The following is a 14,820-nucleotide window of genomic DNA, read 5'->3' as shown; positions in this document are numbered from 1 at the left end:
CTCGGTTCATGAGCGATTCCCCCTTCCACGTCACCCGGCGGCGCCTCGTTCCCGCCCCGCCCGCCGCGGTCTTCGGGCTTCTGGCCGATCCCGCGATGCATCCCGTGATCGACGGCTCCGGGACGGTCCGGGCCACGCGCGGCGGGGCGCCGGAGCGGCTCGGGCCCGGAGCCGAGTTCGGCATGGACATGCGCCTCGGCGTCCCGTACCGGATCAGCAACCGCGTCGTGGAGTTCGAGGAGGGCCGGCTCATCGCCTGGCGCCACTTCAGCGGGCACCGCTGGCGCTACGAGCTCGAGCCCGCCGAGGGCGGGACCCTGGTCCGCGAGACCTGGGACGCCTCCCGTCTCAAGCACAAGTGGCTGCTGCGGGTGCTCGGCTTCACCCGGACGACGCCGCGCAACATGGAGCGCACCCTCGAGCGCCTGGCAGCCCACTTCGCCGACGGGCGCGGGGACGCGGACGACGCCGGATCCTCCCCGGGAGCCTGAGCCCGCCCGGGCACGGGGCCGGGGCCCCGGCGTCGTCCTGGGCCTAGGCGACCGTGGTGCCGAAGGCGAGGCCCAGCAGGTAGGTCACGGCCGCCGCGCCGAGCCCGATCGCCAGCTGGCGCAGCCCCCGCTTGGCCGGCGATGCGCCGGAGAGCAGGCCGACGACGCCGCCCGTGCCCATGAGCGCGGCCCCGACGAGCACGACCGAGACCGCGACGGCGGCGAGGCCGGTCAGGCCCAGGAGGTACGGGATGATCGGGATCAGCGCGCCCGAGGCGAAGAAGCAGAAGCTCGCGGCGGCCGCCCCGAGCGCGGAACCGATCGTGTCCGGCTCGTCCTCCTCCTCGGCGGCCCTCTCCGGCTGCAGGGACAACGACGGATCGCAATCGCAGGAGAAGTAGCCCATGCGTTCGGCCGCCCGGTGCTCGGCCGCCTCGGCGCTCATGCCGCGGGCCTTGTAGACGAGGACGAGCTCGTTGGCGTCCAGGTCCAGGTCCGGCGCGGCGGAGAGCGTGACCTGGGTCGGGCGGGCGGCCTCCATGAGCTCGCGCTGCGAGCGCACGGACACGAACTCGCCGGCGGCCATCGACAGCGCCCCCGCCAGGAGCCCGGCGATGCCGGAGAAGAGCACGAGGGCGCTGGAGACGCCGGTCGCGCCGATGCCCATGACGAGGGCCAGGTTGGAGACCAGGCCGTCGTTGGCGCCGAAGACGGCGGCCCGGAAGTTGCCGGAGAGCCGGTGCCTTCCGCGCGTCGCGAGGCCGCGGACGACCTCCTCGTGCACGGCCTCGTCGGCGGCCATCTGGCGCGTCGCGTCGCGGTCGTCGGCGTACGGTGAGTTGCCCTCGGCGCGCTGGGCCAGCGCGAGGATGAACACGGAGCCGACGTGGCGGGCGAGGAAGCGCAGCACGATCCGGTGCAGCGAGGGGCGTGTGCGCTTGTCGGCGTGCTCGCCGAGCAGGGCCGCCCAGTGGCGTTCGTGGCGGAGCTCGGCCTCGGCCAGGCCCAGGAGGATCTCCCGCTCCTCGCCCTCGCGGTTGGCCGCGAGCTCGCGGTAGACGGCGCCCTCGGCCCGCTCGTCGGCGAGGTACTTGCGCCAGCGGCGGATGTCGCGGTGGGACGGAGTGCGGTGGACGGCGGTCGGGGCGGGGCCGTGGGGTACGGTGTCGCGCGGTTCGAAGCCGCGCTGTTCGGGGATGGGCATGGATCCTCGTTCGGTCGGTCGGCCCAGGCGGAGCCTGGGGGCGACGGTCGAGGATCTGGGTACGGCGAACCTCGGACCGCCACCGGCGGGCCGAAGGTCTCGCTCGCCCGGACCGTGGTCCGGGTGGATTGCCGGGCCACGCTCATCGTGGCCAGTATGTCGACAAGTCCGCTGCCTCCTCCGCCCGCCGTGGCGGGGGAGGGGCTGGAACTACTCCCCTTCAGCCGACCAGTATACGCGTGTGGCGTCCGCACTGCTCCGACGACGGCGGTTCCGTGAGGGTGAACGTGGCCGGAACGCCGCGGCGCTTCCCGGCCGCGGCGGTCCGGACGACGAGCCGGAGGGCGCCGCGGTCCCAGCGCGGCGCGGCGCAGGCGTTGGCCAGGGCGCGTTCCAGGGCGTGGGGGTCCTCGGCGAGGTACCGGTACCGTTCTCCGGCGACGTAGAGCGTCACGGTGCCGAGCTCCGTGTCCAGGATCGGCAGGACGGGGATCGGGCTGGACGCCACGGCGGGCCTTTCGCTGGACTCTTGCCCGTGCCGGCCGGCGCGGGCCGCTTCCTCATCCGAACCACCCATGAACCTGGGGTTGGTGCGCGGCCAGTCGGAGCTTGGCGCCGCGTCTCGTGAAGCTTCACACAGCGTAACCCCGCCCCCGCGGTGCGGGAACGGGGTTACGGAGCGTGACGGACCGGGGCGCCCGGGCGTCGGCCGGGCGGCCGGGGCCGGATCAGTGGGGCCGGCGCGCGGGGCCGGGTCAGCGGGCGGCGGTCTCCTCGAGGGACACGCCCTCGGTCTGAACGCGCCCGGCGACGCGGTCCTCCCAGGCCGCGGTCACGTCCCGGCTCGTGGCCGGGGTCGCGAGGCTCACGGCGACGTAGACCACGATGGAGGCGGCGAGGCCGACGTAGATCGGCTCGTTCGCGTAGACGCCGTCGTAGGGAGCGTCGCCCTGGATCTCCAGGATGATCATGGTCCCCAGCGTGAAGAGCGTGCCCGCGGCCATCGACCAGGCGGCGCCCGTGCCGTTGCCGCGCTTCCAGAGCAGGCCGCCGAGGATCGCCACGAGGAGGCCGCCGACGAGGATGTCGTAGGCGATGGTCAGGGCCGCGACGACGTCCTTGACCATGATGGCCAGGAGAATCGTGACGACGCCGAGGCCCAGGACCCACCAGCGGTTGGCGCGGACGTCGTGCTCGGGGTTGGTGCCCGAGTTGACCTCGATCTTCTTGCCGAACCAGCCGGCGACGAACGGAGTGACGTCGGTGCGGGCCACCGTCGCGGCGGCGATGAGCGCGCCGGAGGCCGTGGACATCATGGCGGCGACGGCCGCGGCCAGGACGATGCCGCCGACGGCGACGGGCAGGAGGTTCATGGCCACTTCCGCGTAGACGACGTCCTTGCCGCCCTGGGTGAGGTCGATCTCGGGCAGTGCCACGCGGGCTGCCATGCCGATCACGGCGCCGGCGATGCCGTAGAGCACGCAGTAGAAACCTGCCGTGGCGCCGCCCCAGCGGGCCACGCGCGGTGTGCGGGCGGTGAAGACGCGCTGCCAGATGTCCTGGCCGATCAGCAGGCCCAGGGTGTAGACCACGAAGAACGTGATGATGGTCTGGACTCCGATGCCGTCCCAGCTGAAGAAGGCCTGGCGGGCGCGCTCCTCGATTCCGCCGGACAGACCGCCGAAGCCGCCGGCCGCGGCGATCGTGAAGGGGAGCATGAGGGCGAAGACGCCGACGGTCTTGATGACGAACTGGACCTGGTCGGCGAGCGTGATGGACCACATGCCGCCGATCGTGGAGTAGACGAGCACGATCGCTCCGCCGACGGCGATGGAGGCCTCGCGCTCCCAGCCGAAGAGGACGATGAAGATCGTGGCGTACGCGCCCGTGGAGGTGGCGCAGAGCATCAGAGTGTAGGCGAGCATGACGACGCCGGAGGCGTTGGTGGCGTTGTGGTTGCCGTAACGCAGCGTGAGCATCTGGGAGACCGTGAAGATCTTCAGGCGCTGAAGGACGGGCGCGAAGGCGAGGCTGAGGAGCATGACGCCCACGCCGATGGCGATGACGAGCCAGGCGCCGGAGATACCGTGCTGGTAGCCCAGGCCCACGCCGCCGACGGTGGAGGCGCCGCCGAGGACGACGGCGGCCATGGTGCCGGTGTAGAGCATGGGGCCGAGCCGGCGGCCCGCGACGAGGTAGTCGCTCGAGTTCTTGGTGCGCGACTTCCCCCACCAGCCGAAGGCCAGCATGGCGGCGAGGTAGGCGACGACGATCGCGATGTTGATGATTTCCATGGGGAGGGTGTCTTCTCGAGAGGGGAACGGTGTGAGCTGTTTCACCACTGGTAAACAACTGTTGCCACACAGGCTAGTGTGATTCGAGTTACAGGTCAATTGTCCTAAGCTGTCTTTCATCCCCGAAGACCCGTCCGACCCGCCGGAGGCGCTGCCCATGAAGGCCCTGCCCGTTGAGCCCAGCAACGCGCCGATCGCGATCGGCTCGCGCATCCGGGCGGCCCGCCATGCGCAGCGGATGACGATCGAGCAGGTCGCGGCGTCGACGGGGCTGACCAAGGGCTTCCTGTCCCGCGTCGAGCGCGACCTGACCTCGCCGTCGGTCGCCTCGCTCGTGACGCTGTGCCAAGTGCTCTCCGTCTCGGTCGGCGAGCTCTTCGCCCAGCCCGAGACCCACCTCGTCCGCCTCGCGGAGGCGCCCCGGGTTTCGCTCGGCGGCAGCGGCATCGAGGAACGCCTCCTCACCGCTCGCTCCGAGCGCCGCCTGCAGGTCATCCGTGCCGTGATCGAGCCCCGCGGGGCGGGGGAATCCGAGCTGTACTCCGTGGACTGCGAGGCCGAGGTCCTCCACGTCGTCTCCGGGCGCTTCATCATCATCTTCTCCAACGACCGCTTCGAGCTCGAGGCCGGCGACTCGGTGACGTTCCCCGGGCGCGAGCCGCATACGTGGATCAATCCGACCGACGAGGAGGCGGTGGTCCTGTGGACGCTCGTCCCGGCGGCCTCGAGGTGAGCGCCCCGCAGCGCTCGGGCCGCTGAGCCGTGCCCGCCGAGGCACCGCCGGGCGGCCGGGGGCACGGTCCCTCCGTGGCGGAACAGGAGCGGACGAGCCGGCGCATCGTCGTCGTCTCGTCCCTGCCGTTCGCGGCGCTGCGCGCCCGCTTCGAGGAGCTCGTCCCCGCGCTCGACCTCGCAGGAGCGGAGGACGACGCCGGGGCCGGGCTCGCGTGGGAGGCCCTGCGCGGCGGGGCGGAGTGGCCGGCGGAGTACGGCCTGCTGCGCTTCGGGGCCGAGGACCCGGGGGCGGTCCTCCGCCCGGCCGCCGTGCGCCGCTAGCCGCGCGCGGCCGGACCCGTGGCCTGGTCCCAGGCCGAGCGGATCCACGCCCGGTCGGCCTTCAGGCAGGCGCGGCACAGCCCCGCCCCGAGCACCACGAACTTCACGGACATCCCCGCCAGGTCCGAGGGGTCGAAGAGCACGCTGAAGGGGACCAGCAGGACAAACGCGAGCCCCGCCCACCAGTGGTAGGGCCCGGCCGGGCGTCCGGCGGCGGTGGCCAGCCCGTGCCGGTCCATGAGGCGCGACTGCCGGCGGGTGAAGACGACGGCCGCCCCGACGAGCAGCAGCATCACGGCCACCGTGCCCAGGGACCGCCAGGGGCCCAACGCGGGGCGGAACGCGAAGACGGCGGCCACGACGAGGGCCAGCGAGACGACGATCCACGCCGGGACGGCCATCCGGCGTTCCGCGGACGCACGCGTCGCGGGTGTCGGAGCCGAGGGCTTCCCCGGGTCGTGGGAGGGTTCCGGTGTCATCGGGCCATCGTAGCCTCCGGCACCATTTCCGGGCGCAGGAGTTGTAGGGCCGCCCTCTGGACAGCCCGTGGCCGCGGATCCACCCTGAAGGCACGGCGGGACTGCCGTTCCGCCTCCGGCCGCCGCGGAACGGCGGTCAGCAGCGAGGAGTTGCACAACCCATGAAGAAGTGGACGCGTTGGCAGGACTGGGTGGTCGTGGCCTGCGGGCTCTACGCCGCGTTGTCCGTGCTGTGGATGGAACCCGCCGGGGCCTCCCGCGGCCTCCTGATGACCATCGGCATCCTGCTGGTCGTCGCGGGCGTCGCGAACCTGGCCTCCGTGGCGATGCCGGGCATCGAGTGGGCACAAGCCGTGATCGCCCTGGCCCTGGTCGCCGCCCCGTGGATGGGCGGATTCGCCTCCGCCATGATGCCCGCCATGACGGCCTGGATCGCCGGCGGCGTGGCCCTCGTGGCCACCGGGCTCGCCCTCAAGCCGAGCATGGAGGGGTACCGCGAGCACCATCACCGGGCCGCCTGAGGCGGACCGGAGTCGGCGGCCGGGGCCCGTGGGCCCCGGCCGCTCAGCGCAGTACGACCGTCCGGTTCCCGTTGAGGAACACCCGGCCCTCGCAGTGCCAGCGCACCGCGTTGGACAGGGCCTTGCACTCCGTGTCCCGGCCAGCCGCTACGAGGTCCTCCGGCGTGAAGGTGTGGTCCACCTCGACCACCTGCTGGGCGATGATCGGGCCCTCGTCGAGCTCGCTGTTGACGTAGTGCGCCGTGGCGCCCACGGTCTTCACGCCCCGCGCGAACGCCTGGTGGTACGGCTTGGCGCCCTTGAAGGACGGCAGGAAGGAGTGGTGGATGTTGATGGCCCGGCCCGTCAGCTGGCGGGCGAGGTCGTCGGAGAGCACCTGCATGTAGCGGGCCAGCACCACCAGGTCGATCTCGAAGCGCTCCACGAGCTCCAGGAGCTTCGCCTCCGCCTCCGGCTTGCCCGCCGCGGTGACGGGGACGTGGAAGAACGGGATGCCATGCCACTCGACCGACTGCCGGTGGTCCGGATGGTTGGAGACGACCGCGCCGATCTCGATCGGCAGCTCGCCGATCCGGGTCCGGAAGAGCAGGTCGTTGAGGCAGTGGTCGAACTTCGAGACCATGATCAGCACGCGCCGCCGGGCGCTCGCCGGCCGCAGCTCCCACCGCGCCTCGAACGAACCGGCCAGTTCCGCGAGCTCCGCGCGCAGCGGCCCGGCGTCGCCGTCCGCGGCGAAGTGGACGCGCAGGAAGAAGTGGCCGTGGTGCAGGTCGTCGAACTGCTTCAGCTCGCGGATGTCCCCGCCGTGGCGCAGGAGCGCGCCGGTCACGGCGTGGACGATCCCGGGCCGCTCCGGGCTGTCGAAGGTGAGGATGTGCTCCCCGGGCGCGCTGGGCATGTGGTGTCCTTCCGTCTCAGCATTCGACCACGTTCACGGCGAGTCCGCCGCGCGAGGTCTCCTTGTACTTGGATTTCATGTCCGCGCCGGTCTCGCGCATCGTCTTGATGGCCTGGTCGAGGCTGACCCGGTGCTCCCCGTCCCCGGCCCTGGCCAGGCGGGCCGCGTTGATGGCCTTGACCGATGCGATCGCGTTGCGTTCGATGCAGGGCACCTGGACGAGTCCGCCGACCGGATCGCACGTGAGCCCGAGATTGTGTTCGATCCCGATCTCCGCGGCGTTCTCCACGTGCTCCGGCGTCCCGCCGAGCACGGCGCACAACGCCCCGGCGGCCATGGAGCAGGCCGAGCCGACCTCGCCCTGGCACCCCACCTCAGCCCCCGAGATCGAGGCGTTGCGCTTGAACAGCATGCCGATCGCACCGGCGGTGAAGAGGAAGTCCAGCACCTGCTCCTCTCCGCCGCCCACGAAGCGCGTGTAGTAGTGCAGGACGGCCGGGATGATTCCCGCGGCGCCGTTGGTCGGAGCCGTGACGATCCTCCCGCCCGAGGCGTTCTCCTCGTTCACCGCGAGCGCGTAGAGGTTGACCCATTCCATGGCCCACAACGGGTCCTCGAGCGTGCGCTCGGCCTCCTGCCGGCGCAACTGCTCCCGCAGCGCGGGGGCACGACGCCGGACCTTGAGTCCCCCGGGCAGCGTCGCCTCGGTGCGCGTGCACCCGTTCTCGACGCATTCCTGCATGACGTCCCAGATCCGCAGCAGCCCCGCCTCGATGTCGGCGAGGTCGCCGCGGGCCGACTCGTTGGCGCGCATCACGTCCGCGATCGACAGCCCCGATTCGCGGCACCGCCGCAGCAGCTCGTCGCCGCTCGCGAACGGGTAGGGGAGCTCCGGCGCGGCCCCCGCACCGGAGGCCGCGGGGACCGGGCCCCCGGCCTCCTCGGCCGCGACGACGAACCCACCGCCCACGGAGTAGTAGTCGCGCTCGGCCAGCGCCCCGGCGTCGTACCCGTAGGCCGTCAGGCGCAGGGCGTTCGGGTGCCCCGGAAGGCTGCGCCGCCGGTGCAGGAGAACGTCCCGGGACCGCTCGAACGCGACCTCGTGGGCCCCGCCGAGGCTGATCTTGCCCGAGTGAACCGCGTCGGCGACGATCCCCGGCGCGGCGTCGGCGTCGACCGTCTCCGGGTCGCAGCCCGCCAGGCCCAGGACCACCGCGGCATCCGAACCGTGCCCGATCCCCGTGGCGCCGAGCGAGCCGAACAGCTCCGCCTTGACCCGCGCCGTCGAGGTCAGCAGCCCCGCGGACGCGAGCTCGGACGTGAAGCGCCGTGCCGCCCGCATCGGCCCCACCGTGTGCGAGGAGGAGGGGCCGATGCCGATGGAGAACAGGTCCAGGACCGAGAGGTCCATGGCTACGGCACCTCGTCGCCGGCGAACTCCGCCATGGCGTCCAGGAGCCAGCGCACCAGGTAGTCGGCGAAGGAGGCCCGCGGGAACAGGCGGAACACGTCCGGACCCGCGTGGTGCAGCAGGACGGGCACGGGCCCGAGCTGGGTCGCGACGGCGGTGCCGACCGCGAAGGCGCGCGGGTGCAGGTCCGCGTGGCAGCCCTTCTCCAGCACGGCCCGCGCACTCGGCCCGGACAGCTCCAGGACCGTGCGGTTGGCGGAGAGGTCCACGGCCTGGCCGGGGAGGCCCTCGAGCGCCGCGGCGGCCCCGTCGACGGCGCCCGGAAGCTGGCGCCGGGAGACGTCGACGGCGAGGAACTCGTCGGGGGACAGCCACAGCACGTGCTGAGCCGAGGCCTCGCCCGTGACCTCGCCGGCGCGGGCCGGCAGCGGTACGCCGAGGGCCCGCTCGAGGGCCGCCGCGGAGTCGGATCCCGGCACGGCACGCAGCCCCAGCTGGACGCTGAAGGCGATCTCGCGCAGGGACACGGCGCGTTCGCCCTCCACGGCCGCCGCGGCCATCTGGGCGGCCAGGTGCGCCGCGGGCGAGGAGCGCAGGGCGTCGAGCGCGGAGGCCGGGGCGGGGGCCGGAACGGTGTCAGGCGTCGTGGGGGTTCCGTGGTCGGCGGTGCGCGCCGTGCCGGCGGTTGCGGTCAGGGTGTTCTCAGCCATCGCGACGGCTCCCTTCGGGGTCGTAGAGGACGGGGGATGTGATTTCGACGTCGACGAGCCGGCCGTCGAGCGGGGCCTGGACGACCTCGCCGATCCGGTGGCGGCCGTTGTCGACCAGGGCCAGGCCGAACGGGCGGCCCAGGGTGGCGGAGAGGTAGGAGGAGGTGACGTGGCCGATCATCGGCACGGGTGCCTCCGCCGGCGTGATGGGCGTGCCCGCCGTGACGAGCTGCGCCCCCTCCGGGAGCCGCGTGGCGGCGTCCACGGGGAGCACGCCGACGAGGTGCTTGCGGTCGGTGCGCGAGGTGTCCTGGCGGGCGAACGAGCCCCTGCCGATGAAGTCCTTGGCCTTGGAGACGACCCAGTCCATGCCGGCGTCCTGCGGCGTCACCGTGCCGTCGGTGTCCTGGCCGACGATGATGAAGCCCTTCTCGGCGCGCAGCACGTGCATGGTCTCGGTGCCGTACGGAGTGATCCCGAACTCCGCCCCGGCCTCGGCGACGGCCTCCCAGACGGCCAGCCCGTAGAACGCCTCGACGTTGATTTCGAACGCCAGTTCGCCGGAGAAGGAGATCCGGCAGATCCGCGCGGGGATCCCGTTGGCCAGCGTCGTCTCGCGGAAGGCCATGAACTTGAACGACTCGTTGTCGAGGTCCAGCTCAGGGGCCAGTTTCGCGATCACGGCGCGGGACTTCGGCCCCACGACGGCGACGGTGCCCCACTGCTCCGTGACGGAAGTGCAGACCACGTCGAGCTCCGGCCACTCCGTCTGGTGCCACTCCTCGAGCCAATCGAGGACCTTGGCGGCGCCGCCCGTCGTCGTGGTCATGAAGTAGCGGTCCTCGTCCAGGCGCAGGGTCACGCCGTCGTCGAACACCATGCCATCGGGGGTGCACATCACTCCGTACCGGCCCATGCCCGGGGCGAGCTTCTTGAACGCGTTGGTATAGACGCGGTTCAGGAACTCGCCCGCGTCCGTGCCGCGGATCTCGATCTTGCCCAGCGTCGTGGCGTCCATGAACCCCACGGACTCCCGCACGGCGGCGCACTCGCGCAGCACGGCCGCGTCCATGTCCTCGCCGGGCCGCGGGTAGTACCAGGGGCGCTTCCACTGCCCGACATCCTCGAAGAGGGCGCCGCGGGCCACGTGCCACGGGTGGATCGAGGTGATCCGGGCGGGATCGAACAGCTCGCCGCGCTGCCTGCCCGCGAGGGCCGTGAACGCGACGGGCGTGAACGGCGCCCGGAACGTCGTCGTGCCGATCGAGCCGAGGTCCGGCTCATTCAGGGCGGCCGCGATCACGCCGATGGCGTTGACACCGCTCGTCTTGCCCTGGTCGTTGGCCGTGGAGATCGAGGTGTAGCGCTTGACGTGCTCCACGGAGCGCATGCCGGCGCCGGTCGCGCGCAGCACGTCGGCCACGGTCTGGTCCCGCTGCAGATCCACGAAGTGCGTGGACCAGCCGGCCGGTTCGCCGGTCAGCCCCGGGACCAGCCACAGGGGCCGGACGGGGCCGGTGTCGCCGGCCGGGGCCGAGGGCACCACGAGCGGCGCCTGGCGTCCCGCGGCCCGGGCCGCGCGGTGGCCGGCGAGGGCGCCCTGGGAGAGCGCCTCGTGGAGGGAGTAGGAGCCCGTGGCCGCGCCCGCGAGCTCCTGCTCCGCGACGGGGGAGCCCGGGACGAACGCCGCGATGTCCTCGTTCCAGACGATCCGGCCCTGACGCTGGCTGTGCAGGTGGACCACGGGGGAGAAGCCGCCGGAGACGGCGAGGAGGTCCGCCTCGACGGTCTCGACCGCACCGCTCGGCCGGCCGGCGTCGTCGATCCGGGACACGTCCACGGAGCTGACCCGGCCGGCGGTGCCCGCGCCGGCCGTGTCCACGACGGCGGAGCCGAAGACCCCGCGCACGCCGGTCGCCTCGAGCACGGCCGCGGCCGTGGGGGAAGGAGCCGGGCGGGAGTCGACGACGACGGCGGTGCCGAGGCCGGCGGCGTGCAGGTCCTCGACGAGGGCGTAGGCGGAGTCGTTCGTCGTCGCGACCACGACATTGCGCCCGGCGGCGGCCGCGTAGCGGTTCAGGTAGGAGCGCACGGCACCGGCGAGCATGATGCCGGGCCGGTCGTTGTTGGCGAACACGATCGGCCGCTCGTGGGCGCCCGTGGCCAGGACCACGCGGGAGGCGCGGACGTGCCAGATCCGCTGCCGGGAGACGCCGCGGCGCTCGCGGGCCGGCAGGTGGTCGGTACGGTGCTGGACGGCGACGAGGTAGTTCGCGTCGTAGCTGCCGAAGACCGTGGTGCGGGGCAGGTAGGTGAAGTCCTCCGCCCCGGCCAGCCGGTCGAGCGTGGAAGACACCCACTCGAGGGCGTCCACGCCGTCGATCGACTCGCCGCGGGAGGACAGCAGCGAGCCGCCGGCGGAGGGCTGGTCGTCCATCAGGATCGTGCGGGCCCCCGTCTTGGCGGCCTCGCGGGCCGCGGCGAGGCCGGCCGGGCCGGCGCCGACGACGAGGACGTCCGCGTGGACGTACTTGCGGTCGTACACCGCCTCGTCCTTGCGCGGGTCGAGGGTCCCGAGGCCGCTCAGGAACCGCGCCTCGAGCCCGTCGGTGAGCTCCACGGTGGTGGCCGGGAGCATGGACTCGTCGACGTGGCCGGGGAAGCGCGAGCGGACGGTCACGAGGGCGTTGGACTCCTCGACTCCGGCGCTCATGATGCCGCGGGGACGGCCGAGGTACATCGACGGGCCGCAGTCAAGGCGGCCCGAAGCCACGAGGGCGCTGGCGAGCGTGTCGCCCTCGTACCCCGTGTAGTCCAGGCCGTCGACGCGGAAGGAGACCTCCCGCGTGCGGTCGATCCCGTGGCCGGCGGCGCGGACGGCGTCCAGGCGTGCGGTGCTCACTTGCTTCCTCCTTCGAAGACGGTGGGCCGTTCGGCGCCCATGGCGTAGACGGCCTTGAACTCGTAGCTGGCCGTGTCGCGCACGGCGTTGAACCACTTGCGGCACCCCGTGGAGTGCTGCCAGCGTTCGGCGAAGAGGCCCTTGGGGTTCTCGCGGTAGAAGAGGTACTCCGCCCATTCGCGGTCGCTCAGCTCTTCCGGCGCGGCGGGGTAGGCGACGTGCGCCTGGCCGCCGTAGTGGAACTCGACCTCGTCGCGGGGTCCGCAGTGGGGGCAGTCGATCAGTAGCATGGCCGTCCTTCCTAGTGGGCCACGGCGGCGGCGCCGTGTTCGTCGATGAGGTGCCCGGTCTCGAAGCGGTCCAGCGAGAACGGGGCGTTGAGGGGGTGGGCCTCGCCCGTGGCGATCGTGTGGGCGAACGCGTAGCCCGCGCCGGGGGTGCCCTTGAAGCCGCCGGTGCCCCAGCCGCAATTGACGAAGAGCTCGTCGATCGGCGTCGTGGAGACGATCGGGGAGGCGTCGAGTGTCACGTCGACGATCCCGCCCCATGTGCGCAGCAGATGCGCGCGGGCGAAGATGGGGAACAGCTCCACCGCGGCGGCCATCTGCTCCTCGATCACGTGGAACGCGCCGCGCTGGCCGTAGCCGTTGTAGGTGTCGACGCCTGCGCCCATGACGAGTTCGCCCTTGTGCGCCTGCGAGACGTACACGTGGACGTGGTTGGACATGACGACCGTGGGGTGGACCGGTTCGAAGAGCTCCGAGACGAGTGCCTGCAGGGGGTGGGACTGGATCGGCAGGCGGAACCCGGCCAACTCGGCGAGGACGGAGGAGTGGCCCGCGGCGGCGAGGCCGACCTTGCCGGCGTTGATCCGACCGCGCGAGGTCTCGACGCCGATGACGCGGTTGCCGTCCTTGATGAATCCGGTGACCTCGCAGTTCTGGATGATGTCCACGCCCATCTCGTCGCACTTGCGGGCGAAGGCCCACGCGACGTGGTCGTGCTTGGCGATGCCGGCCCGCGGCTGGTAGGTGGCGCCCATGACGGGGTAGCGGATGTCGTCGCCGATGTTGATGATCGGGCACAGTTCCTTGACCTGCTCCGGGGTGAGCCATTCGGCGTCGACCCCGTTGAGGACGTTGGCGTTGACGCGGCGCTGGGACTCGCGGACGTCGCCGAGGGTATGGGCCAGGTTCATGACGCCGCGCTGGGAGAAGAGGAAGTCGTACTCGAGCTCCTCCGGCAGCTGCTCCCAGAGCTTGAGCGAGTGCTCGTAGATCGCGGCGGATTCGTCCCACAGGTAGTTGGAGCGGATGATCGTGGTGTTGCGGGCCATGTTGCCGCCCGCGAGCCAACCGCGTTCCAGGACCGCGATGTTGGTCATCCCGTGGTTCTTGGCGAGGAAGTAGGCGGTGGCGAGGCCGTGGCCGCCGCCGCCGACGATGACGGCGTCGTAGCCCGGCTTGGGGTCGGGGTTGCGCCAGAGGAAGTCCGGGTGCTCCGGAAGCAGGTCGGCCATGGTCAGGCTCCCATCGTTTCGAGGTTCGGCAGGTCCGGGTAGAGGGGGTGGGCGGTGGCGAGGGCCTCGACGCGTTCCTTCAGGCCGGCCAGGGTCTCCGGATCGGCACCGTTTTCGTCGGTCCCGGCGATCAGGGCCTCGGCGATCACGTCCGCGACCTCGGCGAACGCTGCCTCGGAGAAGCCGCGTGTGGCCAGGGCCGGGGTCCCGATCCGCAGCCCCGAGGTCACCATCGGCGGGCGCGGATCGAACGGGACCGCGTTGCGGTTCACCGTGATCTCCACGGACGCGAGCAGATCCTCCGCCTGCTGCCCGTCGAGCACCGAGTCCCGCAGGTCCACCAGCACCAGGTGCACGTCCGTGCCCCCGGTCAAGACGCTGATCCCCCGCGAGGCCACGTCCGGGCGGGTGAGGCGTTCGGCCAGGATCCGCGCCCCGGCCAGGGTCCGCGCCTGGCGTTCGGCGAACTCCTCGCCCGCGGCGATCTTGAACGCGACCGCCTTGCCCGCGATCACGTGCTCCAACGGCCCGCCCTGCTGGCCCGGGAACACCGCGGAGTTGACCTTCTTGGCGATCTCCGGATCGTTGGAGAGGATGATTCCGCCGCGCGGGCCCGCCAGCGTCTTGTGCGTCGTGGAGGTCACCACGTGCGCGTGCGGGACCGGGGAGGGATGCAGCCCCGCCGCGACCAGGCCCGCGAAATGCGCCATGTCCACCATCAGGTACGCCCCGACCGCATCCGCGATCGCCCGGAAGCGGGCGAAGTCCAGCTGCCGCGGATACGCCGACCAACCGGCCACGATCAGCTTCGGCCGGTGCTCCAACGCCAGGGCCTCGACCTCGTCCATGTCCACCTCGTAGCTGGACTCGTCCACCCCGTACGGGACGATCGTGTACAAGCGGCCGGAGAAGTTGATCTTCATCCCGTGCGTCAAGTGCCCGCCATGGGCCAGATTCAACCCCAGCACCGTGTCGCCGGGACGGATCAGCGCGTGCATCACCGACGCGTTGGCCTGGGCCCCCGAATGAGGCTGCACGTTCGCGAAACCCGCCCCGAAGAGCGCCTTGACCCGCTCGATCGCCAGCGACTCGATCACGTCCACGTGCTCGCACCCACCGTAGTACCGGCGCCCCGGGTACCCTTCGGCATACTTGTTCGTCAACACCGAACCCTGCGCCGCCATCACCGCCTGCGCCGTGTGGTTCTCCGAAGCGATCATCTCCAGACCGCCCCGCTGCCGCGACAGCTCCGCGTCGATCCCCGCAGCGACCTCCGGATCCAACGCGGCCAACGACGCCGTCAACGACCCCGCGACCACCGGCTCATACGTGGTG

General features: G+C 72.0%; 15 protein-coding genes and 1 riboswitch. Of the genes, 4 read left to right on the top strand and 11 right to left on the bottom strand.

Features of this window, described 5'->3' with window-relative positions:
* The first annotated feature begins 8 nt into the window (after positions 1 to 8).
* Positions 9 to 491: an SRPBCC family protein gene (locus ACQ3I4_RS10715; RefSeq protein ID WP_430633524.1), complete on the top strand. Its 483-nt coding sequence runs from the start codon at positions 9 to 11 to the stop codon at positions 489 to 491.
* A 43-nt stretch (positions 492 to 534) separates the two neighbouring features.
* Here the strand turns inward: ACQ3I4_RS10715 and ACQ3I4_RS10710 are convergent, their stop codons facing one another.
* From ACQ3I4_RS10710 to ACQ3I4_RS10700, 3 genes are all read right to left on the bottom strand, one after another.
* A complete protein-coding gene (locus ACQ3I4_RS10710) occupies positions 535 to 1,695 on the bottom strand; it encodes a VIT1/CCC1 transporter family protein (RefSeq protein ID WP_329863102.1) in 1,161 nt (386 codons plus the stop codon).
* Positions 1,696 to 1,915: 220 nt separating this feature from the next.
* Entirely contained in the window at positions 1,916 to 2,203 is a 288-nt protein-coding gene (locus ACQ3I4_RS10705; RefSeq protein ID WP_329863100.1) for a hypothetical protein, read from the bottom strand.
* 12 nt (positions 2,204 to 2,215) lie between these two features.
* A riboswitch (SAM riboswitch) is annotated at positions 2,216 to 2,325 on the bottom strand.
* A gap of 125 nt (positions 2,326 to 2,450) precedes the next feature.
* Entirely contained in the window at positions 2,451 to 3,989 is a 1,539-nt protein-coding gene (locus ACQ3I4_RS10700) for a sodium:solute symporter (RefSeq protein WP_329863099.1), read from the bottom strand.
* 157 nt (positions 3,990 to 4,146) lie between these two features.
* On the opposite strand from ACQ3I4_RS10700, the gene ACQ3I4_RS10695 reads away from it, so the two are divergent.
* Together ACQ3I4_RS10695 and ACQ3I4_RS10690 are read left to right on the top strand one after the other, a co-directional pair.
* Positions 4,147 to 4,722 (top strand): helix-turn-helix domain-containing protein, encoded by a 576-nt coding sequence (locus tag ACQ3I4_RS10695; protein WP_329863097.1) that lies wholly within the window; start codon positions 4,147 to 4,149, stop codon positions 4,720 to 4,722.
* Positions 4,723 to 4,796: 74 nt separating this feature from the next.
* The gene (locus ACQ3I4_RS10690) at positions 4,797 to 5,045 is read left to right on the top strand and encodes a hypothetical protein (RefSeq protein ID WP_329863095.1); all 249 of its coding nucleotides are present in this window, start codon (positions 4,797 to 4,799) and stop codon (positions 5,043 to 5,045) included.
* Here the strand turns inward: ACQ3I4_RS10690 and ACQ3I4_RS10685 are convergent.
* Positions 5,042 to 5,524, bottom strand: coding sequence for a hypothetical protein (locus tag ACQ3I4_RS10685; protein ID WP_329863093.1), 483 nt, complete (start codon positions 5,522 to 5,524; stop codon positions 5,042 to 5,044). The two genes, ACQ3I4_RS10690 and ACQ3I4_RS10685, sit on opposite strands and share 4 nt — an antisense overlap.
* Before the next feature lie 161 nt (positions 5,525 to 5,685).
* Between ACQ3I4_RS10685 and ACQ3I4_RS10680 the strand changes: the two genes are divergently transcribed.
* The gene (locus ACQ3I4_RS10680; RefSeq protein ID WP_329863091.1) at positions 5,686 to 6,045 is read left to right on the top strand and encodes an SPW repeat domain-containing protein; all 360 of its coding nucleotides are present in this window, start codon (positions 5,686 to 5,688) and stop codon (positions 6,043 to 6,045) included.
* A gap of 43 nt (positions 6,046 to 6,088) precedes the next feature.
* Here the strand turns inward: ACQ3I4_RS10680 and purU are convergent, their stop codons facing one another.
* The 7 genes from purU to glyA form a co-directional block, all read right to left on the bottom strand.
* Positions 6,089 to 6,943, bottom strand: coding sequence for a formyltetrahydrofolate deformylase (purU, locus tag ACQ3I4_RS10675; RefSeq protein WP_329863089.1), 855 nt, complete (start codon positions 6,941 to 6,943; stop codon positions 6,089 to 6,091).
* A 16-nt stretch (positions 6,944 to 6,959) separates the two neighbouring features.
* A complete protein-coding gene (locus tag ACQ3I4_RS10670) occupies positions 6,960 to 8,354 on the bottom strand; it encodes an L-serine ammonia-lyase (RefSeq protein ID WP_329863087.1) in 1,395 nt (464 codons plus the stop codon).
* Between the two features lie 2 nt (positions 8,355 to 8,356).
* On the bottom strand, positions 8,357 to 8,914 hold the full coding sequence (locus ACQ3I4_RS10665; protein ID WP_329863122.1) for a sarcosine oxidase subunit gamma: 558 nt from the start codon (positions 8,912 to 8,914) through the stop codon (positions 8,357 to 8,359).
* A gap of 142 nt (positions 8,915 to 9,056) precedes the next feature.
* Positions 9,057 to 11,966 carry a sarcosine oxidase subunit alpha family protein gene (locus ACQ3I4_RS10660; protein ID WP_430633523.1) on the bottom strand — a complete coding sequence of 970 codons (2,910 nt, stop codon included), beginning with the start codon at positions 11,964 to 11,966 and terminating at the stop codon, positions 9,057 to 9,059.
* Positions 11,963 to 12,256 carry a sarcosine oxidase subunit delta gene (locus ACQ3I4_RS10655; RefSeq protein WP_329863084.1) on the bottom strand — a complete coding sequence of 98 codons (294 nt, stop codon included), beginning with the start codon at positions 12,254 to 12,256 and terminating at the stop codon, positions 11,963 to 11,965. Before ACQ3I4_RS10655 ends, ACQ3I4_RS10660 begins: the two co-directional genes overlap by 4 nt.
* Before the next feature lie 11 nt (positions 12,257 to 12,267).
* Complete coding sequence (locus ACQ3I4_RS10650; protein ID WP_329863082.1) at positions 12,268 to 13,485, bottom strand: sarcosine oxidase subunit beta family protein; 1,218 nt, start codon at positions 13,483 to 13,485, stop codon at positions 12,268 to 12,270.
* 2 nt (positions 13,486 to 13,487) lie between these two features.
* On the bottom strand, positions 13,488 to 14,820 hold a 1,333-nt coding region (glyA, locus tag ACQ3I4_RS10645), incomplete at its 5' end, for a serine hydroxymethyltransferase (protein WP_329863080.1).

The sequence above is a fragment of the Zafaria sp. Z1313 genome, assembly GCF_050563205.1.
Lineage (GTDB): Bacteria > Actinomycetota > Actinomycetes > Actinomycetales > Micrococcaceae > JAZDCJ01.
Note: the sequence above shows the minus strand (reverse complement) of the source record. Positions and strands in the feature narration are given on the sequence as shown.